Annotated in this window: 16 protein-coding genes; 7 read left to right on the forward strand and 9 right to left on the reverse strand. The window is 70.5% G+C overall.

Going from position 1 to position 14,496, the window contains the following annotated elements:
• Positions 1-4 precede the first annotated feature (4 nt).
• From ACWDRB_RS00705 to ACWDRB_RS00720, 4 genes are read left to right on the forward strand one after another with little or no spacing between them, the layout of a single operon-like run.
• Positions 5-2,350 (forward strand): nitrate- and nitrite sensing domain-containing protein, encoded by a 2,346-nt coding sequence (locus ACWDRB_RS00705; protein ID WP_449891311.1) that lies wholly within the window; start codon positions 5-7, stop codon positions 2,348-2,350.
• Positions 2,347-2,766: a roadblock/LC7 domain-containing protein gene (locus ACWDRB_RS00710; RefSeq protein ID WP_185077532.1), complete on the forward strand. Its 420-nt coding sequence runs from the start codon at positions 2,347-2,349 to the stop codon at positions 2,764-2,766. Before ACWDRB_RS00705 ends, ACWDRB_RS00710 begins: the two co-directional genes overlap by 4 nt.
• Entirely contained in the window at positions 2,763-3,140 is a 378-nt protein-coding gene (locus ACWDRB_RS00715) for a DUF742 domain-containing protein (protein ID WP_185077533.1), read from the forward strand. The genes ACWDRB_RS00710 and ACWDRB_RS00715 overlap by 4 nt, the downstream gene beginning before the upstream one ends.
• Positions 3,121-3,708: a GTP-binding protein gene (locus ACWDRB_RS00720; RefSeq protein WP_355195007.1), complete on the forward strand. Its 588-nt coding sequence runs from the start codon at positions 3,121-3,123 to the stop codon at positions 3,706-3,708. The genes ACWDRB_RS00715 and ACWDRB_RS00720 overlap by 20 nt, the downstream gene beginning before the upstream one ends.
• A gap of 43 nt (positions 3,709-3,751) precedes the next feature.
• Here the strand turns inward: ACWDRB_RS00720 and pip are convergent, their stop codons facing one another.
• Both pip and ACWDRB_RS00730 read right to left on the reverse strand, forming a co-directional pair.
• On the reverse strand, positions 3,752-4,684 hold the full coding sequence (pip, locus tag ACWDRB_RS00725) for a prolyl aminopeptidase (protein ID WP_449891312.1): 933 nt from the start codon (positions 4,682-4,684) through the stop codon (positions 3,752-3,754).
• A gap of 50 nt (positions 4,685-4,734) precedes the next feature.
• Positions 4,735-5,274: a dihydrofolate reductase family protein gene (locus tag ACWDRB_RS00730; RefSeq protein WP_449891313.1), complete on the reverse strand. Its 540-nt coding sequence runs from the start codon at positions 5,272-5,274 to the stop codon at positions 4,735-4,737.
• Between the two features lie 131 nt (positions 5,275-5,405).
• On the opposite strand from ACWDRB_RS00730, the gene ACWDRB_RS00735 reads away from it, so the two are divergent.
• The gene (locus ACWDRB_RS00735; protein ID WP_449891314.1) at positions 5,406-6,194 is read left to right on the forward strand and encodes a class I SAM-dependent methyltransferase; all 789 of its coding nucleotides are present in this window, start codon (positions 5,406-5,408) and stop codon (positions 6,192-6,194) included.
• On the opposite strand, the gene ACWDRB_RS00740 is transcribed toward ACWDRB_RS00735, so the two are convergent.
• Positions 6,195-6,803 carry a hypothetical protein gene (locus ACWDRB_RS00740; protein ID WP_449891315.1) on the reverse strand — a complete coding sequence of 203 codons (609 nt, stop codon included), beginning with the start codon at positions 6,801-6,803 and terminating at the stop codon, positions 6,195-6,197.
• On the reverse strand, positions 6,800-7,105 hold the full coding sequence (locus ACWDRB_RS00745) for a hypothetical protein (RefSeq protein WP_355194997.1): 306 nt from the start codon (positions 7,103-7,105) through the stop codon (positions 6,800-6,802). Before ACWDRB_RS00745 ends, ACWDRB_RS00740 begins: the two co-directional genes overlap by 4 nt.
• Positions 7,106-7,251: 146 nt before the next feature.
• On the opposite strand from ACWDRB_RS00745, the gene ACWDRB_RS00750 reads away from it, so the two are divergent.
• The gene (locus ACWDRB_RS00750; RefSeq protein ID WP_449891316.1) at positions 7,252-8,640 is read left to right on the forward strand and encodes a hypothetical protein; all 1,389 of its coding nucleotides are present in this window, start codon (positions 7,252-7,254) and stop codon (positions 8,638-8,640) included.
• Here the strand turns inward: ACWDRB_RS00750 and ACWDRB_RS00755 are convergent.
• From ACWDRB_RS00755 to ACWDRB_RS00770, 4 genes are all read right to left on the reverse strand, one after another.
• Positions 8,535-9,002 carry a hypothetical protein gene (locus ACWDRB_RS00755; protein ID WP_449891317.1) on the reverse strand — a complete coding sequence of 156 codons (468 nt, stop codon included), beginning with the start codon at positions 9,000-9,002 and terminating at the stop codon, positions 8,535-8,537. The genes ACWDRB_RS00750 and ACWDRB_RS00755 overlap by 106 nt on opposite strands.
• A 165-nt stretch (positions 9,003-9,167) precedes the next feature.
• Positions 9,168-11,717: a polysaccharide lyase family 8 super-sandwich domain-containing protein gene (locus ACWDRB_RS00760; RefSeq protein ID WP_449891318.1), complete on the reverse strand. Its 2,550-nt coding sequence runs from the start codon at positions 11,715-11,717 to the stop codon at positions 9,168-9,170.
• A gap of 58 nt (positions 11,718-11,775) precedes the next feature.
• Positions 11,776-12,996 (reverse strand): cytochrome P450 family protein, encoded by a 1,221-nt coding sequence (locus ACWDRB_RS00765; protein WP_350722173.1) that lies wholly within the window; start codon positions 12,994-12,996, stop codon positions 11,776-11,778.
• A 132-nt stretch (positions 12,997-13,128) separates the two neighbouring features.
• Entirely contained in the window at positions 13,129-13,458 is a 330-nt protein-coding gene (locus tag ACWDRB_RS00770; protein WP_449891319.1) for a hypothetical protein, read from the reverse strand.
• On the opposite strand from ACWDRB_RS00770, the gene ACWDRB_RS00775 reads away from it, so the two are divergent.
• The gene (locus ACWDRB_RS00775) at positions 13,430-13,756 is read left to right on the forward strand and encodes a hypothetical protein (protein WP_449891320.1); all 327 of its coding nucleotides are present in this window, start codon (positions 13,430-13,432) and stop codon (positions 13,754-13,756) included. The genes ACWDRB_RS00770 and ACWDRB_RS00775 overlap by 29 nt on opposite strands.
• A 2-nt stretch (positions 13,757-13,758) precedes the next feature.
• Here the strand turns inward: ACWDRB_RS00775 and ACWDRB_RS00780 are convergent, their stop codons facing one another.
• The gene (locus ACWDRB_RS00780; RefSeq protein ID WP_449891321.1) at positions 13,759-14,463 is read right to left on the reverse strand and encodes a TetR/AcrR family transcriptional regulator; all 705 of its coding nucleotides are present in this window, start codon (positions 14,461-14,463) and stop codon (positions 13,759-13,761) included.
• Positions 14,464-14,496 lie beyond the last annotated feature (33 nt).

The following is a 14,496-nucleotide window of genomic DNA, read 5'->3' on the forward strand; positions in this document are numbered from 1 at the left end:
GATAATGCGCTTCCGCAAGACGGGGCTGCGGACCAAGATCACGGCTCTGCTGCTCTCCCTGGCGGCCTTGTGGGTCTTCGCTGCGTGGGTCACCCTCCGCGAGGGAGTCAACCTCCTGTGGGTCTCCCAACTCGACTCCGCCATTGCGACCCCCAGCGACCCGGTGCTCTTCGGCCTGCAAAAAGAGCGCCGGCTTTCGGTCGTGAGGCTGAGCGAGAAGACCCCCCAAACCCGCAAAGAGCTCGAAACACAGCGTAAGCAGAACGACCGCGTCATCGCCGCTTTCCAGGAGTCGGTCAACGCCGGGCTGGTCAGCTGGGCGTTGGACGATCAGGGCGAGAAGCGGCTCGCCGACCTGCTCAAGCAGCTCGAATCGGTCAAGGAGATACGCAAGGCCATCGACGCGGGCAAGCTTGACCGCGTACAGGTGATGACCGAGTACAACGACGTCATCGACCCCATCGACCGTCTCTACGGGTCGATGGCGACGCTCGACGACAAGGAGGTCGCCAAGGACGTCCGTACCCTCATCACTCTGAGCCGCGCCAGCGAGCTCCTCACCCGGGAGGACGCGCTGCTTGCCGGCGCGCTCGCCGAGGGGCGGCTGACTCCCGCCGACCAGGCACAGTTCAGCCAGGCCGTGGGCGCCTGGCGGATCGTCGCCGGACAGGCCGCATCCGAACTGCCCGATTCCGAAAGGGCCGCCTACGACAGGCTGACCAAGAGTCGGCCGTTCGTCCAGCTCCAGACCATGGAAACGCAGGTCATGGAGCATGACCCGGCCGCTCTGAACCTGCCGTTCACCGGTGACGAGTGGAAGTCGGCGACCGAACGCTTCCTGACCGACTTCAACGGCATGGTGCTCGGCGCGGGCGACCGCATGGTGGACCGGATCGTGCCCGTCGCCGTCAACGTGATCGTCCGGCTGGTCCTGGCCGGTGGTCTCGGGCTCATCGCCGTCATCGCCTCGATCATCCTGTCCATCACCACGGCCCGCGACCTGCTCGCCCAGCTGCAGAAGCTGCGCGACGCCGCGCACGAGCTGTCCGACGACCGGCTGCCCGGCGTCGTCGAGCGCATCGGCCGCGGCGAGGACGTCGACCTGGCCAAGGAGGTGCCCGCGCTGGACTTCGGCGACGACGAGATCGGCCAGGTGGGCCAGGCGTTCAACACCGTGCAGCACACCGCCGTCAGCGTCGCCGCCGAGCAGGCCGAGCTGCGCCGCAGCATCCGCGACATCCTGCTGAGCCTGGCCCGCAGGACGCAGGGCCTGGTCCACCGGCAGCTCACCGTGCTCGACGTCATGGAGCGCCGCGAGACCGACCCCGAGGAGCTGAAGGAGCTCTTCCGGCTCGACCACCTGGCCATCCGCATGCGCCGCAACGCGGAGAACCTGATCGTCCTGTCCGGCTCGGCCCCCGCCCGTACGTGGCGCCGCTCGGTCCCCATGGTCGACGTCGTCCGCGGCGCGCTGGCCGAGGTCGAGGACTACACCCGCGTCACGCTCATGCCCATGGGCGACGTCGTGCTCGTCGGCCGCGCCGTCGGTGACGTCATCCACCTGCTCGCCGAGCTGATCGAGAACGCCGTGTCGTTCTCGCCCCCTTACACGAACGTGCAGGTCAGCGGCCAGCTCGTGGCCAACGGGTACGTGATCGAGATCGAGGACCGGGGCCTGGGCATGAAGCCCGAGGACCTGGACTCCGCGAACGAGCGCATCGCGGACCCGCCCGAGTTCCGCATCACCGGCACCGCCCGGCTGGGCCTGTACGTGGTCAGCCAGCTGGCCAAGCGCCACGAGATCCAGGTGGTGCTCAAGGCGTCGCCGTACGGCGGGACGACGGTCGTGGTCCTGCTGCCGCAGGAGCTCGTACAGCTCGATCCCACGCCCGAACCGCAGGACGGCGGGCGGCGGGAGCGGCTGCCGCGCCGGACGACGGCGGTGGCCGCGGCGGCCACCGGGGCGGCCACCGCGTCGCGGCCGGTCACCGGGGAGAACGTGCGGACGCTCAAGCCCGCACGCCCGATGCCGGTCCCGGCGCCGACGCCGGTCCCCCAGCCTGCCCGCCCGATCACCGCTGTGGAGACACAACCCGAAACGCCAGCCGAACCGGAGCAGAAGTCTGTGACCGAGTTCACGTCGAACGGGCTCCCCCTCCGGGTGCCCCAGGCCAACCTGGCGCCAGCGCTGCGGGACGACACGCCCACGCAGCCCGACTTCGAGGAGGACGATGACGAGCGCTCGCCGGAGGAGATCCGCGCGATGATGGGATCTCTGCAGTCAGGCACCCGTCTTGGCCGCACCGAAGCCGCCAAGATGCTGGATGAGCAGTCTGGAGATGAGGCATGACCCCTACCTCCGGCACCGACCTGAACTGGCTGCTCGACGACCTCGTCGGCCGTGTCAAGGAGGTCGAGCACGCCATCGTGCTGTCGTCCGACGGCTTGCTGATGGCCTCCTCCGCCGCGTTGCAGCGGACCGACGGCGAGCACCTGTCCGCCGTCGCCTCCGGGCTGCAGAGCCTGGCGAAAGGCGTCTCGGACCACATTTCCGGCGGCTCCGTGCGGCAGACGGTCGTGGAGTGGAAGAACCAGTTCCTCATCGTGACCACGGCGGGCGAGCGCGCCTGCCTGGCCGTCCTGTGCGCGCAGAACGCCGACATCGGGCTGGTCGCGTACGAGATGGCGATGATGGTGGCCCGCGTCGGCCAGTACCTCACCTCGGGCGCCCGCAACGCCGAGGCCGTCGCCAGGAGCGACCGGTGAGAGGCGCGGACGAACCGACGGATGAACACTGGGTGGATCCGGAGATCATCCGGCCCTACGTGGTCACCCGTGGCCGTACGCAGCCCGTGCACGGCCGGTTCGACCTGATCTCCATGGCCCTCGCGGTGGGCCCGCCACCGGGCCCCGACGCCGGGCTCGACCCGGAGCACCTGCGCATCATCCAGCTCTGCCGCGAACCGAAGTCGGTCGCCGAGATCGCGGCATACCTCGACCTGCCGGCCGGCACGATCCGGGTGCTGCTCGGCGACCTGTTCGACCGCGAACTCGTCTCTGCCCAGGAACCACAATCCGAGGTGGACATGCACGACATGAAGATGTACAGGGCGGTGCTCGATGGTCTTCGCTCGCTCTGAGCGTCCGCGCCTGCCGACGGCGATCAAGATCCTGATCGCGGGCGGCTTCGGCGCGGGCAAGACGACGATGGTGGGGGCTGTCTCCGAGACCCGGCCGCTGCGCACCGAGGAGGTCCTGACCGACCGCGGGATAGGCGTGGACGACATCTCCTCGGTGGAGGCCAAGCGCACGACCACCGTGGCGATGGACTTCGGCCGGATCACGCTGGGCAACGACTACGTCCTGTACCTGTTCGGCACACCCGGCCAGGAGCGTTTCTGGTTCGTGTGGGACGAGCTGGCGGAGGGGTCGCTGGGGGCCGTCATCCTGGCGGACACGCGGCGCCTGGCCGACTGCTTCCCGTCGGTCGACTATTTCGAGCGGCGCGGGACGCCGTTCGTGGTGGCCGTCAACTGCTTCGAGGGATCGACGTCGTTCGAGCTGGACGAGGTACGGCTGGCGCTCCAGCTCAACCCTTCCGTCCCCATCATCATGTGCGACGCCCGCAAGAAGGACTCGAGCCGCGAGGTCCTGATCGCCCTGGTCAAACACTCGGCCCGGCTCCGCGCCGAACCGGTCGGCAGCTAGCCCCCGGGAGGCGCCCGTTCATCAGGGGCGCCTCCCGGGGTTTTCAGCGGAAACGGTCCGTCGCGGCGACCACCTCCGCCACCATGTCCCTCCCGCCGTGTCCCTCGCCGCAGACCACGAGCTCGCTGCCCGGCCAGCTCTTGTGGAGCTCCCAAGCGGTCTCGAGCGGCCCGCTCACGTCGAGCCTGCCGTGGACCAGCACCCCCGGGATCCCCTTCAGCAGGTGAGCCTGCTCCACCAGGTCGCCCTTCTCCGGCAGGAAGCAGTCATTGCCCCAGTAGTGGGTCACCAGCCGCGCGAACGTCATCCGGAAGACGGGATCCTGGAAGCGCGGGTTCGGCTGGTACTGCGGGTCGAGGCTCACGTGGGTGTCCTCCCAGTCGCACCAGTCGCGGGCGGCCTTCTCGCAGGTGCTCGGGTCGGCCAGGAGCCTGGCGTAGGCCGCGGCCAGGTTCCCGTCACGGTCCTGCTCCGGCACTGCGTCGCGGAAGCGCTCCCACTCCTGGGGGAAGACCCGTCCCACGTCCCGGGTGATCCACTCGATCTCCTTGCGGCGGCTCGCGGTGACCGCCATCAGGATCACCTCGCTCACCCGTTCCGGGTGCCGCTGCGCGTAGGCCAGGCTCAGGGTCGAGCCCCACGAGGCCCCGACCAGCTGCCACTTCTCGATGCCCAGGCGCGCCCGCAGGAGCTCCATGTCGGCGATGAGGTGGTGGGTGGTGTTGACCGACAGGTCGGTCTCCGGCAGCCCGGCGTTCGGCGTGCTGCGCCCGCACCCCCGCTGGTGGAACAGGACGATCCGGTACGCCTCGGGGTCGTGGAAGCGCCGCCAGTTGGCCGAGAACTCGCCCCCGGGACCGCCGTGCACGATCAACGCCGGCTTGCCCGCCGGGTTGCCGCTCACCTCCCAGTAGACCTGGTTGCGGTCGCCCACGTCGAGCATGCCCTGGTCGTACGCTTCGATCGGAGAATACATAGGCGCCAAGGTAACGCCCGCCGGGCTTGGGGACGGCGCCGTGACCGTCCTCAAGGCGCTTCGTAGCGCAGGTTGAGCACGCCGGTCTCGAACGTCTCGGACGTGACCAGCTTCAGCGCGTGGGTCGGGCCGTCCTCGAACAGCCGCTGCCCATGGCCGACGGCGATCGGGTGGACGAGCAGGTTGAGCTCGTCGAGCAGCCCGTTGGCCAGCAGCCACCGCACGGTCGTCGCGGAGCCGGACATCTGGATGTCGCCGTCGACCTGCTCCTTGAGCTCGCGCAACCTGGCGGCGACGTCACCGTTGACGACGGTGGTGTTCTCCCAGTCCGCCTTCTCCAGGGTGCTTGACACGACGTACTTGGGAAGGGCGGTGAAGGTCGCGGCGATCTCCTTGTCGCTCTCCGCCGACGTCCAGTACGCGGACCACTCGTCGTACAGCTTGCGGCCCATCAGCATCGCCGCCGCGCTCTGCATGCCCGCCTCGACGACGGCGCCCATCTCGTCGTTCCAGTACGGGAAGTGCCACTGGTCGGGCGACTCGACCACGCCGTCGAGGGAGATGAAGAAGCTCGAAATGATCTTAGCCATGGTTCCGTTCCTTGCGTCTTGGAGGAGTTCGCCCCGTTCGGCGTGCTCAGAGCATAGGCAGCGAGGAACGCGCGCATCTTGTACAGAAGCGACAGCGCCTCCGCCGGATCCCCACTGGCACCATGGATCCCGTGACCATCGAACTTGTGGAGCACTACACGAAGGCGACCTCCGAGAGCACACGCCTCACGAGATCGCCGCACGGCATGTTGGAGTACCGGCGTACCCAAGAGCTGCTGAGACGCACGTTGACGCGGCCGCCGGCGCGCATCCTCGACGTCGGCGGCGGCACGGGGATATACGCGCAGTGGCTGGCCGCGGACGGCTACGACGTGCACCTGGTCGATCCGGTGCCCGCTCACGTCGAAGCCGCGGCGGCCCTGCCCGGCGTCACCGCGGAGCTGGGCGACGCCCGTGAGCTCCGTGCCCCGGATCAGAGCGCGGACGTCGTCCTGCTGTTCGGCCCGCTCTACCACTTGACCGAAGCGGCCGACCGCTCCCAGGCGCTCGCCGAAGCCCGGCGGGTGCTGCGTCCGGGAGGCCTCGTGGTGGCCGCCGCCATCAGCCGCTACCTGTCGCTCCTGGAGACCGGCACGACAGGACGGCTCACCACGGAGATGGCGCCCGCGGTGCGGCATGTCATCGCCACCGGGGACTACGACGGGCACGTGGGCTTCATGCCCACCCATTTCCACACCGCGGACGAGCTGAGAGCCGAACTGGAGAGCACGGGGCTGAAGGACGTGCACGTGTACGGAGTCGAAGGGCCTGCCTGGCCTGCTCTGGACGTCGCCGGGGAACACGGATTCGATCAGCTTGTGGACGCGGCGCTCCAGTGCGCCCGTGTCGCCGAGCAGGACCCTCTGATGATCAACGTCAGTGCCCACCTTCTCGCCGTGGCCGCCGTACCGCCGCGCTGATCAGCCCAAGGGTCTCTTCCGGGCCGTCAGCACTTCGAGGCGCACCGGTTCCAGGAACCGGCCGGTCGGGTCGGCGGCGAGCAGAGCCTCGGCGATCGCCCGCTCGAAGGCGGGCCGCCGATCGCCGAGCAGCCGCCGCAGCGGCAGCGACGTCGAATACAGGTAGCCGATGATCCGTTCCGCCGTCCACGACCGCTCGAATTCATGGACCTCCCGGGCGACGTGGGGAAACGGCGAATCAGCCAGCACCGCCCCATGCGGCCTGGCCGGGGTCCCGGCACCTGTCTCGGGGAGCGGGCCCAGGAACCGGTGCTGCACCTCTTCGATGGCGTGCTGCCAGGCGGTGATCGGCCGCGCCAGGCAACCGTCATTGGCGATCACCACACCGCCGTCGTCCTCCACCATGCCGGCCAGCGCCTCCAGCACCCGTTCCCGCTCCATCCAGTGGAACGAGCGCCCCATGGTCACCAGCCGGAACCGTCCCAGCCCACCCGGCAGGTCCGCCGACCCGAAAGCGCGGATCAGATCGTCGAAGAACACTCTCGGATAACCCGGACGAAACCGTGCATAGAACCGACCCGTCCCAGCGAACAGCCCCTGCGGGATCATCCGAAGTTGTTGGTCTGTTCGTTGTGGTCACCGATCTGCACGCCCTTCCCCTCCTGGATGTGCACCACGGCCCCGGAGCCGGGCGACGTCCGCGCCTCGCGCTCACCGTTCCCGGGCGCCTGCCGCTGCCGGATCCAGCCGGTGACGGCGAGCGTGAGGGCGGCCAGCTCGCAGAACGCGGCGATCACCCCGGCCGGCCCCGCCGCCTTGTCCATCCCGGCCACCGCGACGTACGCGCCCAGCCCCGCCGCGACGACCGCCCCGGCCGCCACGGCGGTCCACATCAGCACCCGCCACTTCATATCTCGCATCATTCGCCCGGACCATGATCGATGCCTATACGGGGCTGGTTGTTAAGACCTTTCCGATACGTGGTGGCCAGGGTTATCGCCTTGACGGCGGGCGGCGCGCGAGAGAAATGTGGAGCAAGCCAGGGGGGCGAGTCGGCGTGGGCGCGTACAGGGGACATTCCAGGAGACCGGCGGCACGCTCGGAGGAGCGGGCCCAGCCGGCGGCTCAGTCGCTGTCCGCGCAGGCCCGGCCGGACCCGGCGCCGCTCGGCGTGTCGGCGCACGAGCAGGCGGCACGACGCCTCGAGGAGCGGCGCAAGCAGATCGCCGCGGAGCTCGACCGGCTCACGGCGGCCGTGCGCGGGCTGGAGGAGCGCGCGCCGTCGCCGAGCCGGTCCGCTCGGGCGCGGAAGCTCCTGACCGAGATCAAGAGCCTGGAGGCGGAGCTGCGGCGGCAGCCCGCGCGGCACCCGTTGGCGGCCGTCCTCCTGCAGGAGGACACGCCTTCGGCGAAGGCGTCGCGCCTGAGAAGACGGGTGGAGACGGTCATCGCCCAGGTGCCGGGCTCTCGGCCGGAGCGTGAGCGGCAGCCGGTACGAGGCGAGACCACGCTACCGAAGGGCGCCGAGTCGCCGGCCTCGGTGGAGACCGAGCCGCCGAAGGGCGCCGCGTCGCAGGCCGCGGCGGAGACCGTGCTGACCGTCGGGCGGCAGTCCGCGGACGGCGTCACCGTCAAGGAGACCTTGCTGGGCGAGCGGACCCGCAGGGTGGACATCAGCGGCTCCTGCGGCGTGGTGGTCGGTTCGGGCAACCGGCAGCACAACCACTTCCACTACCAGCTCGCCGACCGCCCGATCTCCCTGGCGGAGGTCCTCACCGCGACACCCGCCCACGAACGCGCCCTGGCCAACCTCGTCGAGAACCCCTCCAGCGCCCGCGCCAACCGCGCCATGCGCTCCCTCCTCGGCAAGGAGGCGGCCAGGGTCATGGCCCGCGACGACGCCGTCACCGCGAGGTCGGTGCCGAAGCGCGTCCGCCTGTCGGGCGTCCTCGGCCCCGGCGGCGAGATCGTGGTACGCGGCTCCGCGGGCGTCGTGGTCGGCCGGGGCAACGTCCAGAACAACCACTTCCACTACCGCCTCGAACGGCCCGACGCGCTGCTCGCACGAGCCCTGGCCGAGAACGAGGGCGCCATGCGGGCGATCGGCCAGATGTATCGAGACCCGGCGGGCCGGATGACCGACCGGGACCTGGGCGCGATGTTGACGCGGCTCGTCACGGCGAAGAGGCCGGCGGCCGACGTCGTCCAGGGCCACGGCGGCCGGACCGAGCGCGTACCGGACGGCCGCGGCGTCATGATCGGCTCGGACAACGTCCGGATCGACGAGGTCCACTCCCCCGGCCGTTCCGGATGGCGCGTGATCCTCAGGAGCGCGGCCGATCAGAACGTCCCGGCCAAGGCCGTCACCAGGCCGTCGGTCGACAGCGAATCCGGGCAAAGGCGCCACTCGTCCTCGTCCCGCAACCTGAGCAGGGACAGGTGGTAGCCGTCGCGTAACACGCCGACCGCGAGCTGCGCCCGGCGTACGCCGAAGCTCTTGCCGCGCCGCCGCCTGCCGAGGCGGGTCACGACGGTCACCTCGGTCACCAGCACGCATCCGTGCACGTCGTCCGGCCAGGTCACCTTGGCCAGCTCCGTCCCGAGATCGCCCGGGCCGAGCGGGGTGAGGGGGATGGCCAGAAGGGCGTCCGGCGGCACCTCCGCCAGCGGGTCCAGGGGGTAGGCGACCCCGAGATAGGTGTCGCGGTCGGTCAGGGCGTACATGCGGTGCGCCCCGTCCCATCCCTCACCGGCGGCGTCGCGCCCGGCCGCGATCACCGCGGCCGTCAACGCGTCGCGACCAGCCACGAAGGCATCATCCCCCTCGAAGGGCGAGAGGGAAAGCGCGGCCCGTTTCGAGCACTACGCCCGCCGCCTACCGGCGCTCCTTCGGCCGCCGTGATCACCATGAGGGGCCGGTGGGCAGCCCCTGACGACGTCCGATCCGCGCGATGGAGGAGCGGGCTCGGCGGGTCAGCGCAGGGTGGCGGTGAAGGTGCGGCCGTGGGAGTGGCGGGTCGTCGCCTGGACGAGGGTGCCGCCCGGCACGCGCCGTACCGTCACACCCTCGTCGGCCGCCTCCAGCCTGAGGGGCGCGCCGGTCAGGACGACGTTGACGCGGTCGCGTTTCATCGTGGGGTCCGACAGGGCGACGACCGTGCGCTCGCCAGACTTGACGATGACCGAGGCGGGGCCGTCGACGATCAGGTGTCCGGCGTGGCGGGGGCCGTCGGAGAAGACGTTGGCGGCGACGATCCCGAGCGCCTTGTGCCTGACGGCCTGCACGTGCCGGTCGTTGGCCAGGACGGTCAGCGGGCCGTCCGCGTAGCGGCGCAGGCGGGCCTCGGTCGCGTTCGGGACCAGGGCGTAGGCGAGTGCGGGGACGTCGCCGGTGGCGGGGTGGGCGATCGAGGCGGTGAAGACGTTCTTGGTCACGCCGGTGTCGGGGTTGGACGTGCGCACGACTCGGCGGCTGCGGGTCACCGTCTCCAGCCCGGCCGCGACGGTCTGGCGGGTGAGGAAGGCGTACCCGATCGCGGTGGCGCGGGTGCCGTTGGCGTAGCGCAGCCAGCGCGGCGGCGTGGTGTCGCCCGGCTGCCAGGCCCGGCCGCCCCAGCTCTCGCCGGTGAGCGCGACCGCGTCGCCCGGGGCGGCGATGCGGCTGTCCACGGTGGTCACCGCGGCCCGGCCGCCCTCACCGGAGACGCCCGCGGCCAGCACCACGATCTCGTCGTCGAGCATGAACCAGGACTTGGTCGCGCGGGCGTTGCGGTAGGCGACGAAGTCGTCGGGCAGGATGCCCGCCTGTTTGGCGGTGTAGGCGGCGTCGTCGGACTGGACCATCCCGGCCGCGCCGTACGCGCCGAGCGTCGCGCCGCCGGAGAAGACGTTCCCGGCCTTGGGGAAGTACACGTAGGTGTTCTGGGACTCCGAGGAGGAGGTGAAGTTCAGCGGGTGGCCCGGGTTCTCGTACCAGAGCCGGCCGTACAGCTCGGGCACCGTGCGCCGCTCCTCCACCGGCGCGGTGATCCCGGCCAGCCGGTACGGCGAGACGGCCGTGTAGTAGTCGACGCCGAACACCTCGCGCTGGTCCTCCCCCGCGAGGTAGAGGTAGTACGCGCCGTCACCCTGGAACCAGGGCATGAGGTTCTCGCCGCTCATGTACTCGTATTTGCTGATCCGCTCGGAGCTGCGCGCCAGGGCGAAGGCGTAGCCGGGCCGTCGGTGGACGGTCCTGTCCATGGAGTTGAACGCCACGCAGCGCGCGGACGGATTGAGGTCGGCGGCCGGGATGGCGGAGTCGGCGCGGATGGCCGCGTACCGGGCGACGCTGACCGGGGAGACGAAGGCGGCCGTGTCGGCGGCCGGCAGGAACCTGACGTACTTCTTCAGCGCGAGGGCCTCGGCGCCCTCGACGTGGTCGGCCAGGTCGGCGACGGCCTCCACGACCACCCCGACGTCGGCGTAGCCGGTGGTGGTGCGCGAGGCCGCCCGCCCCTTGACGATCTCCATCATCCAGCCTTCGAAGATCAGCGGGGCGAAGCCGTCGGCGACCCAGCGGTACACCACGCCGGCCAGGTCCTCGGAGGTGCCGCCGCTCGTGGCGCCCTCCAGGGTCTTGAGGGTCTGGACGACGCGGGTGAGCAGGGCTTTCCCGTAGGAGCCGGTGTAGGCGACCGAGTGGTGCTGGATGAAGGAGCCGTCGCGGTAGTAGCCGTCGGTGTTGCCGTGCTGGAGGTTGTAGGGGTCGATCGTGGCGAAGACGGTGGCCTGGTCGGAGATGGCCTTGCCGACGCGGGCGTCGTCGCCGGTGAGCGCGCCCTGCACGATCCGGTTGGCGGTGATGTCGGCCAGGTTCGCCCCGGTGTGGAAGCGCGAGTCGAGGTCGACGTCGCCGTTCTTGCCGTTGCGCAGGTAGGCGTCCATCGAGGCGATGTACGTCGCCGTCAGGTCGGGCCGGTCCTCCCGTACGCGGTCGGCCAGCAGGGCCAGGGTCCTGCTCACGTGGGTGGAGATGCCGATCTCCCAGTTGTGCCAGTTGCCGTAGTAGCCCGCCGACTGGTCGCCGTAGTAGCGCTCGTGCAACCACTGCAGACCGTCGAGGACCCGCCGCTGGACGGCGGTGTCACCGTCGAGCTGCCCGGCCGGCGTGCGGGTCGCGAGCGCGATCTCGAACAGGTACTGGTACGCCAGCCGCAGGTTGGCGTCGTCGGTGCCGAGCCTCAGTCCGGAGAACAGCTCCCCGGTGCCCGCCTGGTCCATGGCGGTCAGCCGCTGCCGGGCGGTCGCGGTGATCGACGCGAGCTTGCCGGCGACCTCGGGCCGGGCGTTGACGTCCGGGGTGCCCGCGAAGATCGCCACGGTGTTGGCGAGCAGCCGCGCGTGGTCGATCCCCGCGGCGGCGCGTACGGGGCCGGCCGCGGCGAGCAGGCCGGCGGCGGGGAGCAGGGAGAGAACCTGGCGGCGGGACATGTGCGGCACGGCGAGCTCCAGGCCGTTGGGGGGATATGCCGGGCTCACCATACATGATCCCTTTCGCCGGGCCAGGAGGCGAAATCCATGCTCCCAGCCCGGCGGCACGTCAGGGCTGAGCGACACCGAGGTTGACCGGCAGCGACAGCGGGCCGATCGTGAAGAACGACGGGGAGTACGGGATGTCGTCGGGGTCGATCGCGAGGCTGAGCCCCGGCAGCCGCCGGTACAGCGTGGCGAGCGCCAGCCGGCTCTCCAGCCGGGCCAGGGGCGCCCCGATGCAGTAGCGCGGGCCGTGGCCGAAGCCGAGGTTCCCGGTCTGCTCGCGGGTGATGTCGAACGCGTTCGCGCTCTCCCCGTACTCCACCGGATCGACGCCGCTCGCCTGGTAGACCACGCCCACGGCCTGGCCCTTGGGGATGTGCACCCCGGCGACGGTCACGTCCTCCGCCGTGAAACGGAAGCTGGTCATCATCACCGAGTGGCGGTAGCGCACGGTCTCCTCGACCACGTCGGCCCACCGCTCCCCCGCCTTGGCCAGCGCGAGCTGATCGGGATTCCGGGCCAGCGCCACGATGGCGTACCCGAGCAGGTGGACGGTGGTCTCGTGGCCGGCGACGAGCATGATCCACAGTACGCCGACCAGTTCGTCGGTGGTGAGCTTGTCGCCCTCGTCGCGCGCCTGGACCAGGCCGGAGGTGAGGTCGTCGCCCGGCTCCCGCTGCTTGCGCTCCACCAGTTCGTGCAGGAAGGCCTGGAGGTCGTTCTGCGTCGCGAACGCCACCTCCGGCGGGGTGGTGTGGGCGAGCAGCGTGGAGGTCCAGTTCCGCAGGCGGAGCCGGTCCTCGGCGGGGATGCCGAACAACTCGCAGATCACCCACATCGGCAGCGCCTCGGTGAAGGCGGGCACCAGGTCGACGCCGTCGCCGGCGGCCACCACCTCGTCGAGCAGCTCATCGATGATCTGCTGGATCCGCGGCTCCAGGGCCTGCACCCGGGACGGCGTGAACGCGCTGCTGATCAGACCGCGCAGGCGCCTGTGGTCGTCGCCGTCCATGGTGGACAGGTGACCGCCCTGGATGATGGCGCGCAGCGGCCAGTCCTCGGGGATCGATCCGTCGTGCAGGGCGGGCCAGTGCCGGGGATCCCTGAGGAAGGTCCTGTTGTCGCCGGCGAGGATCTCCCGTACGGCCTTGTGGGTCAGGGCCAGGTAGGCGGGCACACCCCCCGGGAACTCCACCTCGACCACGGGAGCGATCTCCCGGAACCGGATGCAGGTGTCGAGCGGGTTCTCGTCCACGGCGGGGAACGAGGGGAGGTTCGTTGTCATTTGCCGCCCTTAGGGAGTAAGTCGGTAAGTGACCAGCCGTCCCATCAAATATCCGCAGTGATCAAGAAACAACAGGGGCCGGTGTTCAGTGACGTGATGGTTACCTTGCGTTCGACCGTGCTGGTCGGGGGTTCAGACCGACGGGTTCTCGGCCGCCCGGCGGGCGCGGGTGGCGCGGGTGAGGGGATGGTCAGCGCCTGAGGCCCGCTCGCGGACCGGGAGCAGGACGGCGGCGGACGGGTCTCCCGCGCGGCCGGTGAAGTCGGCGTGCGGCTCCCTGGCCAGCAGGGTCTCGTTGGGATGCTCTCTGCCCCAGGCGCGTTCGAAGAGCGGGATCAGGTCCGCGAGGCGGTCGCGCGCCTCCCGTGGATCACCCGCCTCGCCGATCCAGTTGGTGAGGTCCCGGGAGGCGGCCAGGGTCTCGGGAGGGCCGTTGCCGCTGCCCGCCTCGCCGAACGTCACGGCCGTTCTGGCGGACGCCTTCGGCCTGACGGGCGATCCCGTGGAGCACGGTTATCGAAAGGTCGATGACCACTCCTACGAAATCGAAGAAGGGCTCGGCTTCTTTCGTCTCAGTTTTCCCGACGACCTCGACCGGCGTACTTTCGAGGCCGTCGACCCGGTCGACGGGCAGGTGAAGAGCCGCATCGGCGCGATCCGGCTCGGGGACGGCCCGGTGATCACGCCGGAGGTCCTGGAGATGATGGCCGCGGTCCCCACCGACGCCCGTACCAAATTTCTCCGCCCCGGAGGCGGCTGAGGTCAGGCGGGCGGGGTCAGTCCGAGGGACGTGATCAGGGCGATCATCTCGTCGCGGTAGATCGCGGCCGGATCGCGCGTGAGCGTGCGCAGGTGGCCGTAGATCTCCAGCGCGACCAGGCCGTGCATGCGGCCCCACACCCGTAGCGTGAGCGCCACCGCGTCCGGCGGCAGGTCCGGGAACGTGGCCTGGATGTCCGCCGCCAGGCCGGGGTCGAAGTCGGACCAGGTGTAGGAGCCCGGGCCCGGCCCGGTCCAGGCCGCCGCGACCAGGCCCGTGAGCCCCCGGCATGCCCGGTGCTCGGCCTCGTTCGCCGGGCCGTCCTCCGGGGGCTGGTAGCCGGGGACCGGGTCGCCGTAGATGAGACGGAAGCCCTGCGGGTTGGCCAGGGCCCACTCGCGTACGGTCTGCGCCCAGGCCAGGACGCGGCCGCCCGGGTCGGCGGCGGGAACGGCGTCGCGGGCGGACTCCGCCCTGTCCACCAGGGCCGTGTAGAGGTCGGCGATGAGCGTGGTGACCAGGTCGTCGCGGGTGGCGAAGTAGCTGTAGATCGCGCCGGCCGTCATGCCCATGTCGCGGGCGATGGCGCGCAGCGAGATGGCGTCGGGGCCGCCGGCCGCCATGAGCTTGAGCGCGATCTCCTTGATCTCCGCCGTGGTCTCCGCGCGCAGCCGCTCGCGCCTGGTCATCGTCGTCTGATCACCCACGCTTGACAGTCTACAGCGTTGGGCTACTGTTCC

The sequence above is a fragment of the Nonomuraea sp. NPDC003707 genome (assembly GCF_053587055.1).

Bases quoted from the DNA above. Each gene is read 5' to 3' on its own strand.
- ACWDRB_RS00760 (WP_449891318.1), bottom strand. From the start codon at position 11,717: ATGGTGAGCCCGGCATATCCCCCCAACGGCCTGGAGCTCGCCGTGCCG.
- ACWDRB_RS00765 (WP_350722173.1), bottom strand. From the start codon at position 12,996: ATGACAACGAACCTCCCCTCGTTCCCCGCCGTGGACGAGAACCCGCTC.
- ACWDRB_RS00720 (WP_355195007.1), top strand. From the start codon at position 3,121: ATGGTCTTCGCTCGCTCTGAGCGTCCGCGCCTGCCGACGGCGATCAAG.
- pip (WP_449891312.1), bottom strand. From the start codon at position 4,684: ATGTATTCTCCGATCGAAGCGTACGACCAGGGCATGCTCGACGTGGGC.
- ACWDRB_RS00730 (WP_449891313.1), bottom strand. From the start codon at position 5,274: ATGGCTAAGATCATTTCGAGCTTCTTCATCTCCCTCGACGGCGTGGTC.
- ACWDRB_RS00745 (WP_355194997.1), bottom strand. From the start codon at position 7,105: ATGAAGTGGCGGGTGCTGATGTGGACCGCCGTGGCGGCCGGGGCGGTC.
- ACWDRB_RS00740 (WP_449891315.1), bottom strand. From the start codon at position 6,803: ATGATCCCGCAGGGGCTGTTCGCTGGGACGGGTCGGTTCTATGCACGG.
- ACWDRB_RS00710 (WP_185077532.1), top strand. From the start codon at position 2,347: ATGACCCCTACCTCCGGCACCGACCTGAACTGGCTGCTCGACGACCTC.
- ACWDRB_RS00705 (WP_449891311.1), top strand. From the start codon at position 5: ATGCGCTTCCGCAAGACGGGGCTGCGGACCAAGATCACGGCTCTGCTG.